General features: G+C 68.8%; 14 protein-coding genes. 8 read left to right on the top strand and 6 right to left on the bottom strand.

Going from position 1 to position 13,835, the window contains the following annotated elements:
• Window positions 1-199: 199 nt before the first annotated feature.
• The gene (locus BUE42_RS27655; RefSeq protein ID WP_073468503.1) at window positions 200-2,299 is read right to left on the bottom strand and encodes a M3 family metallopeptidase; all 2,100 of its coding nucleotides are present in this window, start codon (window positions 2,297-2,299) and stop codon (window positions 200-202) included.
• A gap of 55 nt (window positions 2,300-2,354) precedes the next feature.
• The gene (locus BUE42_RS27650) at window positions 2,355-2,852 is read right to left on the bottom strand and encodes a hypothetical protein (RefSeq protein WP_073468502.1); all 498 of its coding nucleotides are present in this window, start codon (window positions 2,850-2,852) and stop codon (window positions 2,355-2,357) included.
• Between the two features lie 123 nt (window positions 2,853-2,975).
• Here BUE42_RS27650 and BUE42_RS27645 point away from each other — a divergent pair, with 123 nt between their 5' ends.
• Window positions 2,976-4,052 (top strand): oxidoreductase, encoded by a 1,077-nt coding sequence (locus BUE42_RS27645; RefSeq protein ID WP_235002649.1) that lies wholly within the window; start codon window positions 2,976-2,978, stop codon window positions 4,050-4,052.
• A gap of 13 nt (window positions 4,053-4,065) precedes the next feature.
• Entirely contained in the window at window positions 4,066-4,890 is an 825-nt protein-coding gene (locus BUE42_RS27640; protein WP_073468500.1) for an acyl-CoA thioesterase, read from the top strand.
• Between the two features lie 13 nt (window positions 4,891-4,903).
• Here BUE42_RS27640 and BUE42_RS27635 read toward each other — a convergent pair whose 3' ends face one another.
• On the bottom strand, window positions 4,904-5,296 hold the full coding sequence (locus BUE42_RS27635; protein ID WP_369823011.1) for a COG4315 family predicted lipoprotein: 393 nt from the start codon (window positions 5,294-5,296) through the stop codon (window positions 4,904-4,906).
• A gap of 73 nt (window positions 5,297-5,369) precedes the next feature.
• Window positions 5,370-5,648 (bottom strand): hypothetical protein, encoded by a 279-nt coding sequence (locus BUE42_RS27630; protein WP_073468498.1) that lies wholly within the window; start codon window positions 5,646-5,648, stop codon window positions 5,370-5,372.
• A 179-nt stretch (window positions 5,649-5,827) separates the two neighbouring features.
• Here BUE42_RS27630 and BUE42_RS27625 point away from each other — a divergent pair, with 179 nt between their 5' ends.
• From BUE42_RS27625 to BUE42_RS27605, 5 genes are all read left to right on the top strand, one after another.
• Complete coding sequence (locus tag BUE42_RS27625) at window positions 5,828-6,979, top strand: branched-chain amino acid ABC transporter substrate-binding protein (RefSeq protein WP_073468497.1); 1,152 nt, start codon at window positions 5,828-5,830, stop codon at window positions 6,977-6,979.
• A gap of 88 nt (window positions 6,980-7,067) precedes the next feature.
• Window positions 7,068-7,625, top strand: coding sequence for a YaeQ family protein (locus tag BUE42_RS27620; RefSeq protein WP_073468496.1), 558 nt, complete (start codon window positions 7,068-7,070; stop codon window positions 7,623-7,625).
• A 101-nt stretch (window positions 7,626-7,726) separates the two neighbouring features.
• Window positions 7,727-8,008 carry a GNAT family N-acetyltransferase gene (locus BUE42_RS27615; RefSeq protein WP_073468495.1) on the top strand — a complete coding sequence of 94 codons (282 nt, stop codon included), beginning with the start codon at window positions 7,727-7,729 and terminating at the stop codon, window positions 8,006-8,008.
• 95 nt (window positions 8,009-8,103) lie between these two features.
• Complete coding sequence (locus tag BUE42_RS27610; protein WP_073468508.1) at window positions 8,104-10,203, top strand: prolyl oligopeptidase family serine peptidase; 2,100 nt, start codon at window positions 8,104-8,106, stop codon at window positions 10,201-10,203.
• Window positions 10,204-10,222: 19 nt separating this feature from the next.
• A complete protein-coding gene (locus BUE42_RS27605) occupies window positions 10,223-10,792 on the top strand; it encodes a DUF924 family protein (protein WP_073468494.1) in 570 nt (189 codons plus the stop codon).
• Window positions 10,793-10,798: 6 nt separating this feature from the next.
• On the opposite strand, the gene BUE42_RS27600 is transcribed toward BUE42_RS27605, so the two are convergent.
• Window positions 10,799-10,957, bottom strand: coding sequence for a DUF3309 family protein (locus BUE42_RS27600; RefSeq protein WP_047587341.1), 159 nt, complete (start codon window positions 10,955-10,957; stop codon window positions 10,799-10,801).
• Between the two features lie 257 nt (window positions 10,958-11,214).
• Between BUE42_RS27600 and BUE42_RS27595 the strand changes: the two genes are divergently transcribed.
• Complete coding sequence (locus BUE42_RS27595; protein WP_073468493.1) at window positions 11,215-12,756, top strand: methyl-accepting chemotaxis protein; 1,542 nt, start codon at window positions 11,215-11,217, stop codon at window positions 12,754-12,756.
• On the opposite strand, the gene BUE42_RS27590 is transcribed toward BUE42_RS27595, so the two are convergent.
• Window positions 12,740-13,732, bottom strand: coding sequence for a hypothetical protein (locus BUE42_RS27590; RefSeq protein ID WP_073468492.1), 993 nt, complete (start codon window positions 13,730-13,732; stop codon window positions 12,740-12,742). The genes BUE42_RS27595 and BUE42_RS27590 overlap by 17 nt on opposite strands.
• Window positions 13,733-13,835: the final 103 nt, after the last annotated feature.

Here is a 13,835-nt window from a genome sequence, read left to right as displayed (position 1 = left end):
TTCATGGCCCGCGTGCGCAGCACGCTTCGTGAACTGACTGTCGCCGACTGTTTGACCACAACGAACGAAGTGAGTGGCGGGAGTTTCGGCGACGGGCCATGAAACCAGTCAGCGGAGGGAAGTCTTCGCCCCGAGAGGGGCGAAGACCGCCCCGTCCGGCGCGCCATGGCCTCCCCCCGCGCGCCTTTGCCGCACACGATCAACCGCCCGTCAACAACCCCCGCTCCCTCAGCATCGGTTCCACGGATGCATCGCGCCCCCGGAACGCCCGATACGTCTCCCCCGGCTCGCGGCTGTTGCCCACCGAATACACATGCTCCCGCAGCCGCTTCGCGACCGCCGCATCGAACGGATTGCCCGCCTCGGTGAACGCGTCATAACCATCGGCGTCGAGCACCTCGGCCCACAGGTACACGTAGTAGCCGGCCGCATAGCTGGCGCTCGAGAACAGGTGCTGGAAATGCGGCAGCCGGTGGTTCAGCCCGACGCCATGCGGCAGCCCGATGCGCTCCAGCTCGGCCGCCTCGAACGCGACGATGTCGATGCCCTCGGGGTCGCCTACTGCATGCACCGCCATGTCGACCAGCGCCGACGCGGTGTAGCGCACCGTCTCGTAGCCCTGGTTGAACTTGCGCGCCGCCTGCAGCCGCTCGACCAGCGCATCCGGGATCGGCTCGCCGGTCTCGACGTGCCGCGCATGGCGCTTCAGCACCTCCGGCTCGGCCAGCCAGTGCTCGAAGATCTGCGACGGCAGCTCGACGAAATCGCGCAGCACATTGGTGCCCGACAGGCGCTCGTAGGTCACGCTCGACAGCAGCCCGTGCAGGCCGTGCCCGAACTCGTGGAACAGCGTCGCCGCATCGTCGAAACTCAGCAGCGTCGGCGCGCCCGGCGAGCCCTTCGCGAAGTTGTTGTTGTTGACGACGATCGGCAGCACATCGCCGCCACCGATCACATTGCGCGTCTGCTGCCGGTACGAGCCCATCCACGCGCCGCTGCGCTTGCTCGGCCGCGCGAAGTTGTCGTGCAGGAAGATGCCGACCAGCGCGCCGTCGCTGCCGCTCACCTCGTAGACCTTCACGTCGGGGTGGTACGCGCGGATGTCGTCGCGCACCTTGAAGCGCAGGCCGAACAGGCGCTGCGCACAGTCGAACGCCGCCTCGACCATGCGGTCGAGCGGGAAGTACGGCTTGACCGCCGCCTCGTCGAGGTCGTAGCGCGCCTGGCGCACCTTCTCGGCGTAGCAGCGCCAATCCCAGGCCTCGATCTCCTGCGATTCACCCGCGGCGGGGCGCTGCGATTGCGGCAGCGTCAGCAGCAGCGCCTTCAGCGCCTCGCGCTCCTCGGCCACACGCGCCTTCGCCGGCACCCACACCTGCTGCAGCAGCCGGTTCACCGCGGCCTGCGAGCCGGCCATCGTGTCGCCCAGCGCGTAGTCGGCATAGCTCGCATGGCCGTGCAAACGGGCCTGCTCGGCCCGCAGCTGCAGGATCTCGCGCGCCACCGGCCGGTTGTCGTGCGCGCCGTCGTGCTCGCCGCGCGACACCCACGCGCGCCAGGCCTGCTCGCGCAAATCGCGGCGCTCGGAGAAGGTCAGGAAGGGCACGATGTGCGAACGCGACAGCGTGATCACCGCGGCGTCGATGCCGCGATCGGCACCGGCCTGGCGCGCGGCGGCGCGCACGAACTCCGGCAGGCCGGCCAGGTCGCGCTCGCCGCGCAATTCGAGGCGGAAGGCCGATTCGTCGGCCAGCACGTTCTGCCCGAACTGCGTCGTCAGCTCGGCCAGGCGCTCCATCACCGCGCCGTAGCGCTCGCGCGCCGCGCCCTGCAGCTTGGCGCCGGCGCGCACGAACTCGAGGTGCACGCGCTCCAGCAGGCGGCGCTGCTCGGCGGTCAGGCCGAGCGACCCGCGCTGCGCGTGCAGCGTGTCGATGCGCTGGAACAGCGCCGCATGCATGTAGATCGCGTTGCCGTGCGCCGCCATGCGGGGTGCGAGCTGTCGCTCCACCGCCTGCAGCGCCGGCGAGGTCTCGCTGGAGGTGAGGTTGTGGAACAGGCCCTCCAGCCGCGCGAGCAACCGGCCGCTGCGGTCGAAGGCCGCCAGCGTGTTGTCGAAGCTCGGGGCGGCAAGCTGCGCGCCGATCGCGTCGATCTCGGCACGCTGCTCGGTGAGCGCCACCTCGAAGGCCTCGGCGAAATGCTCGGGGCGGGCGGTGTCGAACGGCGGGAGCCCGTGCGGGGCCTCCCAGGGCTGCAGCAACGGGTTGTTCTGGCGACTGCTTGTGGCAACGGTCATGGCGGCTTCTCTCGGTCAGGGAAGAAGCCGCCGATTCTAGGAGGCAGGCCGCGCGTTACTTGCCGGCCTTGATCTGCAATTCCTCATCCTCGAAATAGCGACGGCCATCGCAATTGGCGATGTACGACGCCTTGTCGGCCTGCAGCGCCTCGACCTTGGTGTTGTACTCGGCGCTGCGGGCCTTGTAGGCCTCGACGGCCTTGTCGCGGGCGGCCAGGCGCTCGTTGAAGGCCTTCACGGCCGCCTCGTCGGTGGTGTCGATCGCGGCACGGTCGGCCTTCAGCGCGTCGCCGGCGGCGGCGAGGTCGTCGCCTTCCTTCTTCAGCGGGGCCTGCAGCGGCAGCGTCTCGGCAAGCTGCGCCTTCACGCGGTCGTTCTGCGCCAGGCAGGCGCGCAGCTGTTCCTTGCTCAGAAAGGGCGCGCCGGGCTTGGCCTTGCCCAGCGTCGATTCCTTCTTCGGCTTGTCGGCCGCAAGGGCGGGCATGGCGGCCAGGCCGGCGATGCAGGCGGCGAGCAGCCAATGGGCGGCAGCGAAGCGGGGAGCGAAACTCATGGGCAGGGCATCCTTCTGAAAGTGCGGCGCGCATCATGCCATTGCCGCGCGGCCGGCTCCGTTACAGTGCGCCGCCACACTCCTCGGACATTCATTCGAAACATCGCCCTCATGCCTCCTCTCGTGCCCCATTCCTCCACCACCGCCCTGCGTGTCGGCCTGGTCGGCTACGGCTTCGCCGGCCAGACCTTCCATGCGCCGCTGATCGCCAGCGTCCCCGGGCTGCGGCTGGCCGCCTTCGCGAGCAGCGACGCGGCCAAGGTGGCGCGCGACTGGCCGGGGCTGCCGGTCGAGGCCGATCCGCTGCGGCTGTGCGCGCGCGACGACGTCGACCTGGTCGTCATCGCGAGCCCGAACGACAGCCACCACCCGCTGGCGCTCGCCGCGCTGCAGGCCGGCAAGCACGTGGTGGTCGACAAGCCCTTCACCGTGACGCTCGCGCAGGCGCAGCAGCTGGACGCCGTGGCGCGCGAGCACCGGCGCGTGCTGTCGGTGTTCCACAACCGGCGCTGGGATGGCGATTTCCTGACGCTGCGCGCGCTGCTGGCGCGCGGCGAGCTGGGGCGCGTCGTCGAACTCGAGTCGCGCTTCGACCGCTTCCGCCCGCTGGTGCGGCAGCGCTGGCGCGAGCAGTCGCCGGTCGGCGGCGGCCTCTGGTTCGACCTCGGCCCGCACCTGCTCGACCAGGCCCTGCAGCTGTTCGGCTGGCCGCAAACGCTGCGGCTCGACCTGGCGCGGCAGCGCGACGGGGCCGTCAACGACGACGCCTTCGATGCCCGCCTCGTCTACGCCGGCGGCTTGAGCGCGACGCTGCGCGCCAGCGCGCTGACCGCCCTGCCCGGCCCGCGCTTCGCCGCGCACGGCACGCGCGGCAGCTTCGTCAAATGGGGGCTGGATGCACAGGAAGACGCGCTGAAGGCCGGCCAGCGCCCGCTGCCGGGCGCCGACTGGGGCGTCGACACGCAGGCGGCGACGCTGAGCACACTCAACACGCTCGGCCCCGACGGCGAAACGCTGCAGACCCGCGCCGAGCCGCTGCTGCGCGGTGACTACCCGGCGTACTACGCCGGTGTGCGCGACGCGATCGCCGCCGGCGCGCCGAACCCGGTGCCGGCCGCGCAGGCGATCGACGTGATGGCGCTGATCGAACTCGGTTTCCGAAGCGATGCCGAGCGGCGCGAGCTGCCGGCGATTCATTGATGTGAGGATTCCCATGGCCGACTTCATTCCCCTCTCCCAGTTGCTCGCGGCGCGCACGCGCGATGGCGATGCGGTGCGCTTCGAGGTCAGCGAAGACTGGCTGCAAGGCCGCACCTCGTTCGGCGGCCTGATCTCGACGCTGGCGGTGCAGGCGATGCGCGACGTCGCGGGCGCGGGCTGGCCGGCCGACGTGCAGTTGCGCGCGTTGCAGACGAGCTTCATCGGCCCGGTCGCGCAAGGCCCGGTGCAGGTGGCGGTGCGGGTGCTGCGCGAAGGCAGGAACGTTCGCCAAGTCCAGGCGCACGTGCAGCAAGGCGGCGAGACCGCAGCCCTGCTGCTGGGCGTGTTCGGCAGCGAGCGCGAAACCACGCTGCCTGGGCTGGCGCCGGCGATGCCGGCGGCCGGGCGCGGTCCGGACGACACGCCGGCGCTGCCGTTCATTCCCGGCATCGCCCCGAATTTCATGCAGCACCTGGACATGCGCTGGGCCGAAGGCGGGCTGCCGTTCACCGGCACCGACACCTGGCACAGCCGCATCCACCTGCGCACCAAGGGCGAGCCGCAGCCGCTGCCGCTGGAACTGCTGACCGTGCTGCTGGCCGACGCCCCGCCGACGCCGGCGCTCAGCCGCTTCAAGCGCCCGGTGCCGGCCAGTTCGGTGTCGTGGGAGCTGGAGCTGCGCCCGGTCGCGCACGAGCTGCCGGCCGACGGCTGGTGGCGCATCGACACCGAGGCGCTCGCGGCGGCCGGCGGCTACGTGAACCAGGTGTCGAAGCTGTGGTCTCCGAGCGGCGACCTGGCAGCGCTGGGCTACCAGGTCGTGACCGTCTACGCCTGAGACCTGCGGACGCTCAAGGCGTGGCGGTGTGCCACACGCCGTTGAACCCGTCGCCGGTCTTGTCGCCCGGCTTCGCGTCCTTGGCCCAGAAGTACAGCGGCTTGCCCTTGAAGGCCCACTGCTTCTTGCCGTCGTCGCGGGTCACGACGCTCCAGTCGCCGTTCGCCTTCGCGGCATCGTCGGCCATCAGCGGCGGCCAGTTGGTCGCGCACGGGCCGTTGCAGACGCTCTTGCCGGTGCCGGCCGTGTCGCGGTCGAAGGTGTAGAGCGTCATGCTGTTGGCGCTGCCGACCAGCGCGCCATCGGCGGTCTTGGCAGGTGCCGGGCCGCCCATCATCGACGACATCGACGAGCAGGCGGCCAGCACGAGTGCGCCGAGCAGCGGAACGAGGGTCTTGGTCTTCATCATCTGGGTCTCCGTGGGTGTGAGGATCCCCTGTGTACGCCTGGAGGGCCGCCCCTATTGCAAGCCGGGCAATCTATTTCTTCTTCAGCGCCTTGCCCAGCAGCTCCACCAGCAGCCCGGTCATGCCGCCTTCGTGCGCCACCGCCCGCTCGCTCAGCTGCTGCGCCAGCTCCGACGGCAGCTTGCAGGCGAACGGCACCAGCCCGGCGGCGGCGTCGCGGCGGCGCTGCTCGCGCTTGTCGACCGGGGCCGTGGCCTCCTGGCCGAAGCGGCCGGGCACCCCGCCCGCCTTCAGCTGGTTGTTGAGCTTCAGGGCCAGGTTCTTGGCCAGGTCGAACTTCTTCTGTGTCATTTCACGAATTTGAATGGGCGGCGATGTGCGAATTGTCACCCCTGCGGCGATTTGGCAGTGAGTACCTGCCCCGCGGGGGGCACTGATGCAGATACATTTCTACTGAGACAACTTGTCACTGCTTCGTCTACGTCGTCGCACCGTTCGATGACGTTCGTTCACACTCTGGAGAACCCCGCATGCGCATTTTCCGTCCCGCCCGGCTGTCATCGGTCGTGGCTGCCGCCTCTCTCGCCCTGCTGGCGGCCTGCGGACCGAGCATCCCGCCCACCATCAAGATCGGCGTGGCACAACCGCTGTCCGGTCCGTCGGCCGCGCGCGGCCAGGACCTGCTGAACGGCGTCAAGATGGCGGCCGACGAGCTGAATGCCTCGGGTTTCAAGGTCGCCGGCAAGGTCGTGAAGATCGAGGTCGTCGCCGTCGACGACAAGGCCGACAAGGAAACGGCCAAGAAGGTCGCGCAGGAGCTGGTCGACCAGAAGGTCACCGCGGTGATCGGCCACCTGAGCTCGGACATCTCCGAGGTCACGATCCCGATCTACAAGAGCGCCAACATCCCGCAGCTGTTCACCTCGTCGGCGGTCGAACTGGCCAAGCTGGGCGACGGCAACACCTTCCGCCTGGTGGCCAATGACGGCCTGCAGGCCAAGGCGATCGGCGGCTACATCGCCGAGAGCCTGAACGCGACCAACGTCGCGATCGTCTTCGAAGACACCGCCTTCGGCCGCCCGATGAGCAAGGACGTGAGCGAGGCGCTCGGCAAGCTGAAGAAGAAGGTCACGCTGAACGAGTCGGTCAACAACAAGACCACCGACTTCGCGGCCTTCGTCGCCAAGCTGAAGGCCACCCCGCCCGACGTGCTGGTGGCCGTGCTGCGCGACAACCAGCTGCTGCCGCTGTTCGAGCAGATGAAGGCCGCCGGCCTGTCGGGCGTGCCGGTGCTGTCGACCAACTCCTCGAAGACCGAGAAGCTGGCCAAGTCGCCGAACGACGTGACCACGCTGTACGTCACCTCGAGCGCGCTGGAGCCGCGCGAGTTCGCGGCCGGCCCGACCTTCCTGAAGAAGTTCCAGACCGTCTTCAAGGCCGACCCGGTGTGGGGCGCCCACTACGCCTATGACGCGATGTACGTGATCGCCGATGCGATGCGCCGTGCGGACAGCGTCGATTCGGTCAAGCTGCGCGAAAAGCTGCACACGATCGACCCGGTGTCGCCGGTGACCAGCTCGATGCGCTTCACCGCCGACGGCGAGCAGGCCTATGGCGCGATCACGGTGTACCGCCGCCGTGACGGCCAGTGGGAACCGCTGATGCGCTCCGACCGCTGGTAAGCCGTTCCACGCTTCGCTGCGAATCTTCCTTCTGAAAGGGGTCTGGTCTAATCCAGGCCCCTTTTGCTTTTCCGGACTCCCTCCCGCCATGGCATTGAAAGCCACCATCTACAAGGCCACGCTGCAGCTGGCCGACATGGACCGCAATGTCTATGGCGACCACGGCGTGACGATCGCGCGCCACCCGTCGGAGACCGACGAGCGGATGATGATGCGGCTGCTCGCGTTCGCGCTGAACGTGCCGGCCGACAACGACAACGGCGCGCTCGAATTCGCCAAGAGCCTGTGGGACACCGACGAGCCCGACCTGTGGCAGAAGGACCTGACCGGCCAGATCATGCAGTGGCTCGAGGTCGGGCAGCCCGACGACAAGCGCCTGATGAAGGCCAGCCCGCGCGCCGAGCGCGTGGTGGTGTACAGCTTCAGCCACAGCACGCCGATCTGGTGGGGCGGCATCGCGACCAAGGTCACCCGCGCGCGCAACCTCGCCGTCTGGCAGGTGCCGGCCGAGCAGAGCCAGGCGCTGGCAGCACTCGCGCAGCGCACGATGCAGCTGCAGGTGACGGTGCAGGACGGCACGGTCTGGGTCGGCGACGGCACGCGCAGCATCGAGGTCACGCCGCAGCGGCTCACCCCGGAACCCTGAGAAACCCGGGGCTGCACACAAACCGTTCAAAAAACCGGCCCGGTGCTGGCAGACTCCGGCTGGTCTTTCAGCCGTTGAACACCGTCGTTGGAGAACAGGCCATGAGCAATCCCGTGCTCGTCACCCACAACCCGGCGCAGCAGCGCTTCGAAGCCACCGTCGAGGGCCTGCTGTGCGTGGCCGACTACCGGCTGGCCGGCAGCGTGCTGCAGATGACGCACACCGAGGTGCCGCCCGCGCTGCAGGGCCGCGGCATCGCGGCCGAACTGGTCGAGGCCGCGTTCGACCACGCGATGACCGAGAACCTGAAGATCGAGCCGCTGTGCTCGTACGTGCGCGTCTACATGGAGCGCCATCCCGAAACCGCGTTCCTGAGGGCCTGAGCTTGACCAACGTCTCCGCTTCCCGCCGCCGCCTGCTCGCAGGCACCGTCGGCGCCGTTGCCACCCCTCTGCTGAGCCTGACCGCCACGCCTGCCATGTCGCAACCCCCCGCCTCCGCTGCGTCCGCCGCTTCATCCACCGCGCCATCCACCACCGGCACCCCCGCCGATCCGTTCACCTGGCTCGAAGACGTGCAGGGCGAACGCGCCCTCGCCTGGGTGCGCGAGCGCAACGCCGCCTCGCAGAAAGAGCTGACCGCACGGCCCGAGTTCGCGCCCACGCGCAGCCAGCTGCTCGAGGTGCTGAACGCGAAGGACCGCATCCCGGCCGTGTCGCGCCGCGGCGACTGGCTCTACAACCTGTGGCAGGACGAGCACCACAAGCGCGGCCTGTGGCGGCGCACCACGCTGGCCGAGTACCGCAAGGCCGAGCCGGGCTGGGAGACGGTGATCGACCTCGACGCGCTCGGCGCATCCGAGAAGGAGAACTGGGTCTGGGGCGGCGCCAGCGTGCTCGGGCCCGACTACCGCCGCTGCCTGGTCTCGCTGTCGCGCGGCGGTGCCGATGCGAAGGTGGTGCGCGAGTTCGACGCCGTCACGAAGCAGTTCGTCAAGGACGGCTTCACGCTGCCCGAAGCCAAGTCCGATATCGACTGGCTGGACGCGGACACGATCTACGTCGGCACCGATTTCGGGCCCGGCTCGCTGACCGATTCGGGCTACCCGCGCGTCATCAAGCGCTGGAAGCGCGGCACGCCGCTGGCCGAGGCCGTGACGGTGTTCGAAGGCGAGGCCAAGGACGTGGCGGTCAGCGTCAGCGTCGACCGCACGCCGGGCTTCGAGCGCATCGTCTTCAGCCGCGCGCTCGACTTCTACAACAGCCACCAGTTCCTGCTGAGCGGCGACAAGCTCGTCAAGCTCGATGTGCCGGACGACGCGTCGGTCGGCTTCTTGCGCGACACCCTGCTGCTGCACCTGCGCAGCGATTTCCAGGCCGGCGCCGACACCTTCCCCAGTGGCTCGCTGCTGTACGGCGACGCGGCCGCGTACCTGCGCGGCGAGCGCAAGCTGCGCGCGCTGTTCACGCCGACGCCGACGCGCTCGCTGTCGGGCTACACCACCACGCGCGACCACGTGCTGCTGAACGTGCTCGACAACGTGGCGGGCAAGCTGGAGCAGTGGCACAAGGACGCCGCCGGCTTCACGCGGCGCGAGATCGCCGCGCCCTTCCCCGGCGCGCTGGGCATCAGCAGCCTGCACGACCCGCTGCTGAAGACCGACCCGCTGGCCGAGCGCTACCTGCTGACCTACACCGATTTCCTGACACCCGATTCGCTGTACCTCGCGAGCACCGCGAACGACCAGCGCGAGCTGCTGAAGTCGCGCAACGGCCTGTTCGATTCGAAGGGCATGCGCGCCGAGCAGCGCTTCGCGACCTCGAAGGACGGCACGCGCGTGCCCTACTTCGTCGTGTGGCCGCAAGGCGCCAAGCCTGACGGCAGCAACCCGACGCTGCTGTACGGCTACGGCGGCTTCGAGATCTCGCTGAAGCCTTGGTATTCGGGCAGCTTCGGCCGCGCGTGGTACCAGCGCGGCGGCGTGCTGGTGGTGGCCAACATCCGCGGCGGCGGCGAGTACGGCCCGGCCTGGCACCAGAGCGCCGTCAAGGCGAACAAGCAGCACAGTTACGACGACTTCATCGCGGTCGCCGAAGACCTGGTCGCGCAGAAGATCACCGCGCCGCGCCACCTCGGCATCATGGGCGGCAGCAACGGCGGCCTGCTGGTGGGCGCCACCTTCACGCAGCGCCCCGACCTGTTCAACGCGGTGGTCTGCCAGGTGCCGCTGCTCGACATGCGGCGCTTCCACACGCTGCTGGCCGGCGCCTCGTGGATGGCCGAGTACGGCAACCCCGACGACCCGGCCGAATGGGCCTTCATCTCGAAGTACAGCCCCTACCAGAACGTGCGCAAGGGCGTGAAGTACCCGAAGGTGCTGTTCACCACGTCGACGCGCGACGACCGGGTGCACCCGGCCCATGCCCGCAAGATGGCGGCGCTGATGCTGTCGCAGGGGCACGAGCTGCTGTACTACGAGAACATCGAGGGTGGCCACGGCGGCGCGGCCGACAACGAGCAGCGCGCACACCTGCAGGCGCTGGAGTACAGCTACCTGTGGCAGCAGTTGGGTCGTTGAGACCGGGTCGCTGAAGACGATGGACCCGCGCGCAGCCGAGCTGCTGGACTGGTGGTTCGGGCCGGAGCCCGGCGAGATCCGCGCGCTGTGGTTCACGAAGAGCGCGCAGACCGACCAGGAGATCGCCGAGCGCTTCGGGCTGCTGATCGACGAGGCGCTCGCCGGCGGCCTGGCCGGGTGGGAGGCACCGGCCGAGGCCGCGCTCGCGCGCATCCTGCTGCTCGACCAGTTCACCCGCAACGTGTTCCGCGACCGCGAGCGCTCGTTTGCCGGAGATGCACTGGCGCTCGATGCCGCCCGCGCGCTGTGCGCCGCCGGGCTCGATGCCAGCCTGCCCCCGCTGCGACGCGCCTTCGTCTACATGCCGTTCGAGCATGCCGAAGACCTCGCCTGCCAGGACGAAGCGGTGGCCCGCTTCACCCGCCTCGCCCAGGAAGCGCCGGCGCTGCAAGGCATGCTGGACTATGCGCACAAGCACCGCGAGGTCATCGCGCGCTTCGGGCGTTTTCCGCACCGCAACCCGATCCTTGGGCGCGCCTCCTCTCCCGAGGAGGCGTTGTTCCTGCAGCAGCCCGGGTCGCGCTTCTAACCGGCTCTAGATTCGTCCCATCAACAGCAAGACGATCAGGATGATCACCACCAGCCCGAGCCCGCCGCTCGGGCCATAGCCCCAGCTGCGGCTGTGCGGCCAGGTCGGCAACGCGCCGACCAGGATCAGGATCAGGACGATCAACAAGATGGTTCCGAGCGTCATGTGGTGCTCCTTTTTCTGGTGAGTGATTCAAGGCCTCCACGGTAAGGAGCCGGCCGGCTTTCCCAAGCGGGCCGACGGCGCGAGCCGCTGTAGTCGCGCAGCGCCACCGGTTGTCGCCGCTGTCCTACATGTTTTGGCCTGCGGCCGGAACTGATGGCAGAAAAAGCATCTATTCGCCGGATTGGTACCTTCGTCAGTTTTTTACGATGGATCAGGCGCTGCAAGGCCTCGTTGTTCAACTGACAGAAAGCGCTCCGATGAAGCTCAACCACCTCAAACTCGGCCAGCGGCTGGGCATGGCCTTCGGGCTGATTCTCGCGATCACCGCGCTCGTGTCGACGATCGGCGTGTGGCGCCTCGAGACGCTGAAGACGGCCAGCCAGGCGCTGGCGACCACCGAGATGCAGCGCCATGCGCTGGCGGCGCGCTGGGCGGCCCACATCAACCTGAACTGGGTGCGCACGGCAGCGTCGCTGAAGGCGAGCGATGCCACCTACATCGACACGCTGAAGCGCGACATGGACAGCACCTCCGCCGCGATCAGCGAGATGCAGAAGAAGCTCGACGAGCTGGTGCAGGATGAGACCGGCAAGCAGCTGATGGCCGACGTCGCCACGCGCCGCGAGAGCTACCGCGTCTCGCGCGTCGCGCTGTTCAAGCGCAAGCAGGCCGGCGAGGACGTCGGCGCGCAGGTCGACAAGGAGCTGCAGCCGCTCGCGCAGGAGTACCTGAAGGGGCTGGTCGCGATCGATGCCTACATGGACGAGCACCTGGCCGCGAGCCAGGCGCAGACGCTGGCGGTGGCGCTGAGCGGCCAGCGCATCCTGGCCGGCGGCGCGGTGTTCGCGGTGCTGGCCGGCCTGCTGCTGGCCGTGCTCGCGACGCGCTCGATGACGGGCCCGCTGCACCAGGCGGTCGGTTCGGCCGAGGCGATCGCCGAGGGCGACCTGTCCCGACCCATCCACGCCGAAGGGCGTGACGAATGCGCGCAGCTGCTGGGGGCGCTCGGCCGCATGCGCAACCGCTTGTCCGAGCTGGTGAGCGACGTGCGGCGCAATGCCGAGGGCGTGGCCACCGCGTCGGCCGAGATCTCGCATGCCAACAACGACCTGAGCGGGCGCACCGAAGAACAGGCGAGCGCGCTCCAGGAAACCGCCGCGGCGATGGACCAGCTGTCGAGCACGGTGCGCATGAACGCCGACAACGCCCGCCAGGCCAACGTGCTGGCGCAGAGCGCCTGCGAGGTCGCGGTGCAGGGCGGCGACGTGGTCGGCCAGGTGGTCGACACGATGAAGGGCATCAACGACAGCTCGAAGAAGATCGTCGACATCATCGGCGTGATCGACGGCATCGCGTTCCAGACCAACATCCTGGCGCTGAACGCCGCGGTGGAAGCCGCGCGGGCCGGCGAACAGGGCCGCGGTTTCGCGGTGGTGGCTGGCGAGGTGCGAACGCTCGCGCAGCGCAGCGCCGACGCGGCCAAGGAGATCAAGGCGCTGATCTCGACCAGCGTCGAGCGCGTCGAGCAGGGCACGCTGCTGGTCGACCGTGCGGGCACGACGATGCAGGACGTGGTGAACTCGATCCGCCGCGTCACCGACATCGTCGGCGAGATCAGCACCGCGAGCAGCGAGCAGAGCACCGGCGTGTCGCAGATCGGCGAGGCCGTGACCCAGATGGACACGACGACGCAGCAGAACGCCGCGATGGTCGAGCAAGGCGCCGCCGCGGCCGAGAGCCTGAAGGCTCAGGCGCAGGACCTGGTGAACACGGTGGCGGTGTTCAAACTTGCGGCCTAGCGCTGCAGACCTCGTTCTTCACGTCCGAGTCGACGTGGCACAGGACGAGGACGTGGTCGATGTTCTTGCGCTTCAACTCGGCCTCCATCTTGTCGATGTGACTGGCGCCGACGGATGCGATGTAGGCGTGGCGGGGATCGGCCGACGCCTCCGCATCCTTGCGGACCTGTGACGCGATCCGACGCGCCATGCTGATCGAGCGCTTGTCACGCACGTCCTTGAGCGAAGCGGTGTAGTCAGCCGAGAGGCTGAGTTCCTGCTGCAGCAGCGCCTGGTAGGGGGCGTCGCGCTCCAGCATCGGCTTGTTCGCTTTTTTTTGGGCCTCGACATCCAGTCGGCGGCGCAGATCGATCAGCGCGGTCGACCCCAGCCCATCCGGAAGGGGCGGCTGCTTCCACAGTTCGAGCAGCCGACCAAGCCGCTTCACGATCGCAGCATCCAATTTTTCGCGGATCGCCAGCGGTCGAGCTCGAAGCTTGTCGCTGTCGATCCCGACGCAGCCGCCCTGGTGTCGGTCCTGCCGGCGCGGGATGCCTCGGCACAGTCCCAGGTTCTGGTCCAGCTCGCCATCGGGAAACTCGACGAACAAGAGGTCGTCGGCGCGGAACACATGGTCGACCAACCGGTCGATCTGCGCCTGGACTTCGGCACCGTAGTGATCGGGATCGGCGATCAGCAGCACGACACCGTCGAGGGATCGATCGGGCCGCTGCTGAAGGGCCTCGCTCTCGACCAGCGTGAAGGCGCTGCGGATGAAGCGACGCAGTTCATCGATGCTCGTGTGCGCCGGCATGCTGGCGTCGCAATCGCCGTCCACATCACAGACCTCCTCCTGGGGTTGAGCCTGCGCGCCAGGCAGCACGTTCCACGAGGGGTACAGCGCGTCGTTGCCGAGGGCCACAACGTCGTTCAGCCACGTCCACCAGGCGCGCACGACCGAGACGGCATCGCGCGCATTGCGCTTCTGCTGCTGCATGCGATCTGACGCCCGCTTGGCGCGGCGTCGCACTTTGCGGTCGGGGCCGTGGATCCGCAAGAAGGGTGCAGGTCCCGAATGTCTCGGGATCGGCCATGGGGCT

Origin of the sequence: Rhizobacter sp. OV335, assembly GCF_900142965.1 — a bacterium.
GTDB lineage: Bacteria > Pseudomonadota > Gammaproteobacteria > Burkholderiales > Burkholderiaceae_C > Rhizobacter.
The sequence above is the reverse complement of the archived record's forward strand: the minus strand, read 5'-3'. Positions and strand labels throughout refer to the sequence as shown.

What these genes read in the sequence shown, in the direction of transcription:
- BUE42_RS27655 (WP_073468503.1), bottom strand. Translation starts at nt 2,299, where the DNA reads ATGACCGTTGCCACAAGCAGTCGCCAGAACAACCCGTTGCTGCAGCCC.
- BUE42_RS27640 (WP_073468500.1), top strand. Translation starts at nt 4,066, where the DNA reads ATGGCCGACTTCATTCCCCTCTCCCAGTTGCTCGCGGCGCGCACGCGC.
- BUE42_RS27625 (WP_073468497.1), top strand. Translation starts at nt 5,828, where the DNA reads ATGCGCATTTTCCGTCCCGCCCGGCTGTCATCGGTCGTGGCTGCCGCC.
- BUE42_RS27595 (WP_073468493.1), top strand. Translation starts at nt 11,215, where the DNA reads ATGAAGCTCAACCACCTCAAACTCGGCCAGCGGCTGGGCATGGCCTTC.
- BUE42_RS27650 (WP_073468502.1), bottom strand. Translation starts at nt 2,852, where the DNA reads ATGAGTTTCGCTCCCCGCTTCGCTGCCGCCCATTGGCTGCTCGCCGCC.
- BUE42_RS27620 (WP_073468496.1), top strand. Translation starts at nt 7,068, where the DNA reads ATGGCATTGAAAGCCACCATCTACAAGGCCACGCTGCAGCTGGCCGAC.
- BUE42_RS27590 (WP_073468492.1), bottom strand. Translation starts at nt 13,732, where the DNA reads ATGCAGCAGCAGAAGCGCAATGCGCGCGATGCCGTCTCGGTCGTGCGC.
- BUE42_RS27630 (WP_073468498.1), bottom strand. Translation starts at nt 5,648, where the DNA reads ATGACACAGAAGAAGTTCGACCTGGCCAAGAACCTGGCCCTGAAGCTC.
- BUE42_RS27600 (WP_047587341.1), bottom strand. Translation starts at nt 10,957, where the DNA reads ATGACGCTCGGAACCATCTTGTTGATCGTCCTGATCCTGATCCTGGTC.
- BUE42_RS27615 (WP_073468495.1), top strand. Translation starts at nt 7,727, where the DNA reads ATGAGCAATCCCGTGCTCGTCACCCACAACCCGGCGCAGCAGCGCTTC.
- BUE42_RS27605 (WP_073468494.1), top strand. Translation starts at nt 10,223, where the DNA reads ATGGACCCGCGCGCAGCCGAGCTGCTGGACTGGTGGTTCGGGCCGGAG.
- BUE42_RS27635 (WP_369823011.1), bottom strand. Translation starts at nt 5,296, where the DNA reads ATGAAGACCAAGACCCTCGTTCCGCTGCTCGGCGCACTCGTGCTGGCC.
- BUE42_RS27610 (WP_073468508.1), top strand. Translation starts at nt 8,104, where the DNA reads ATGTCGCAACCCCCCGCCTCCGCTGCGTCCGCCGCTTCATCCACCGCG.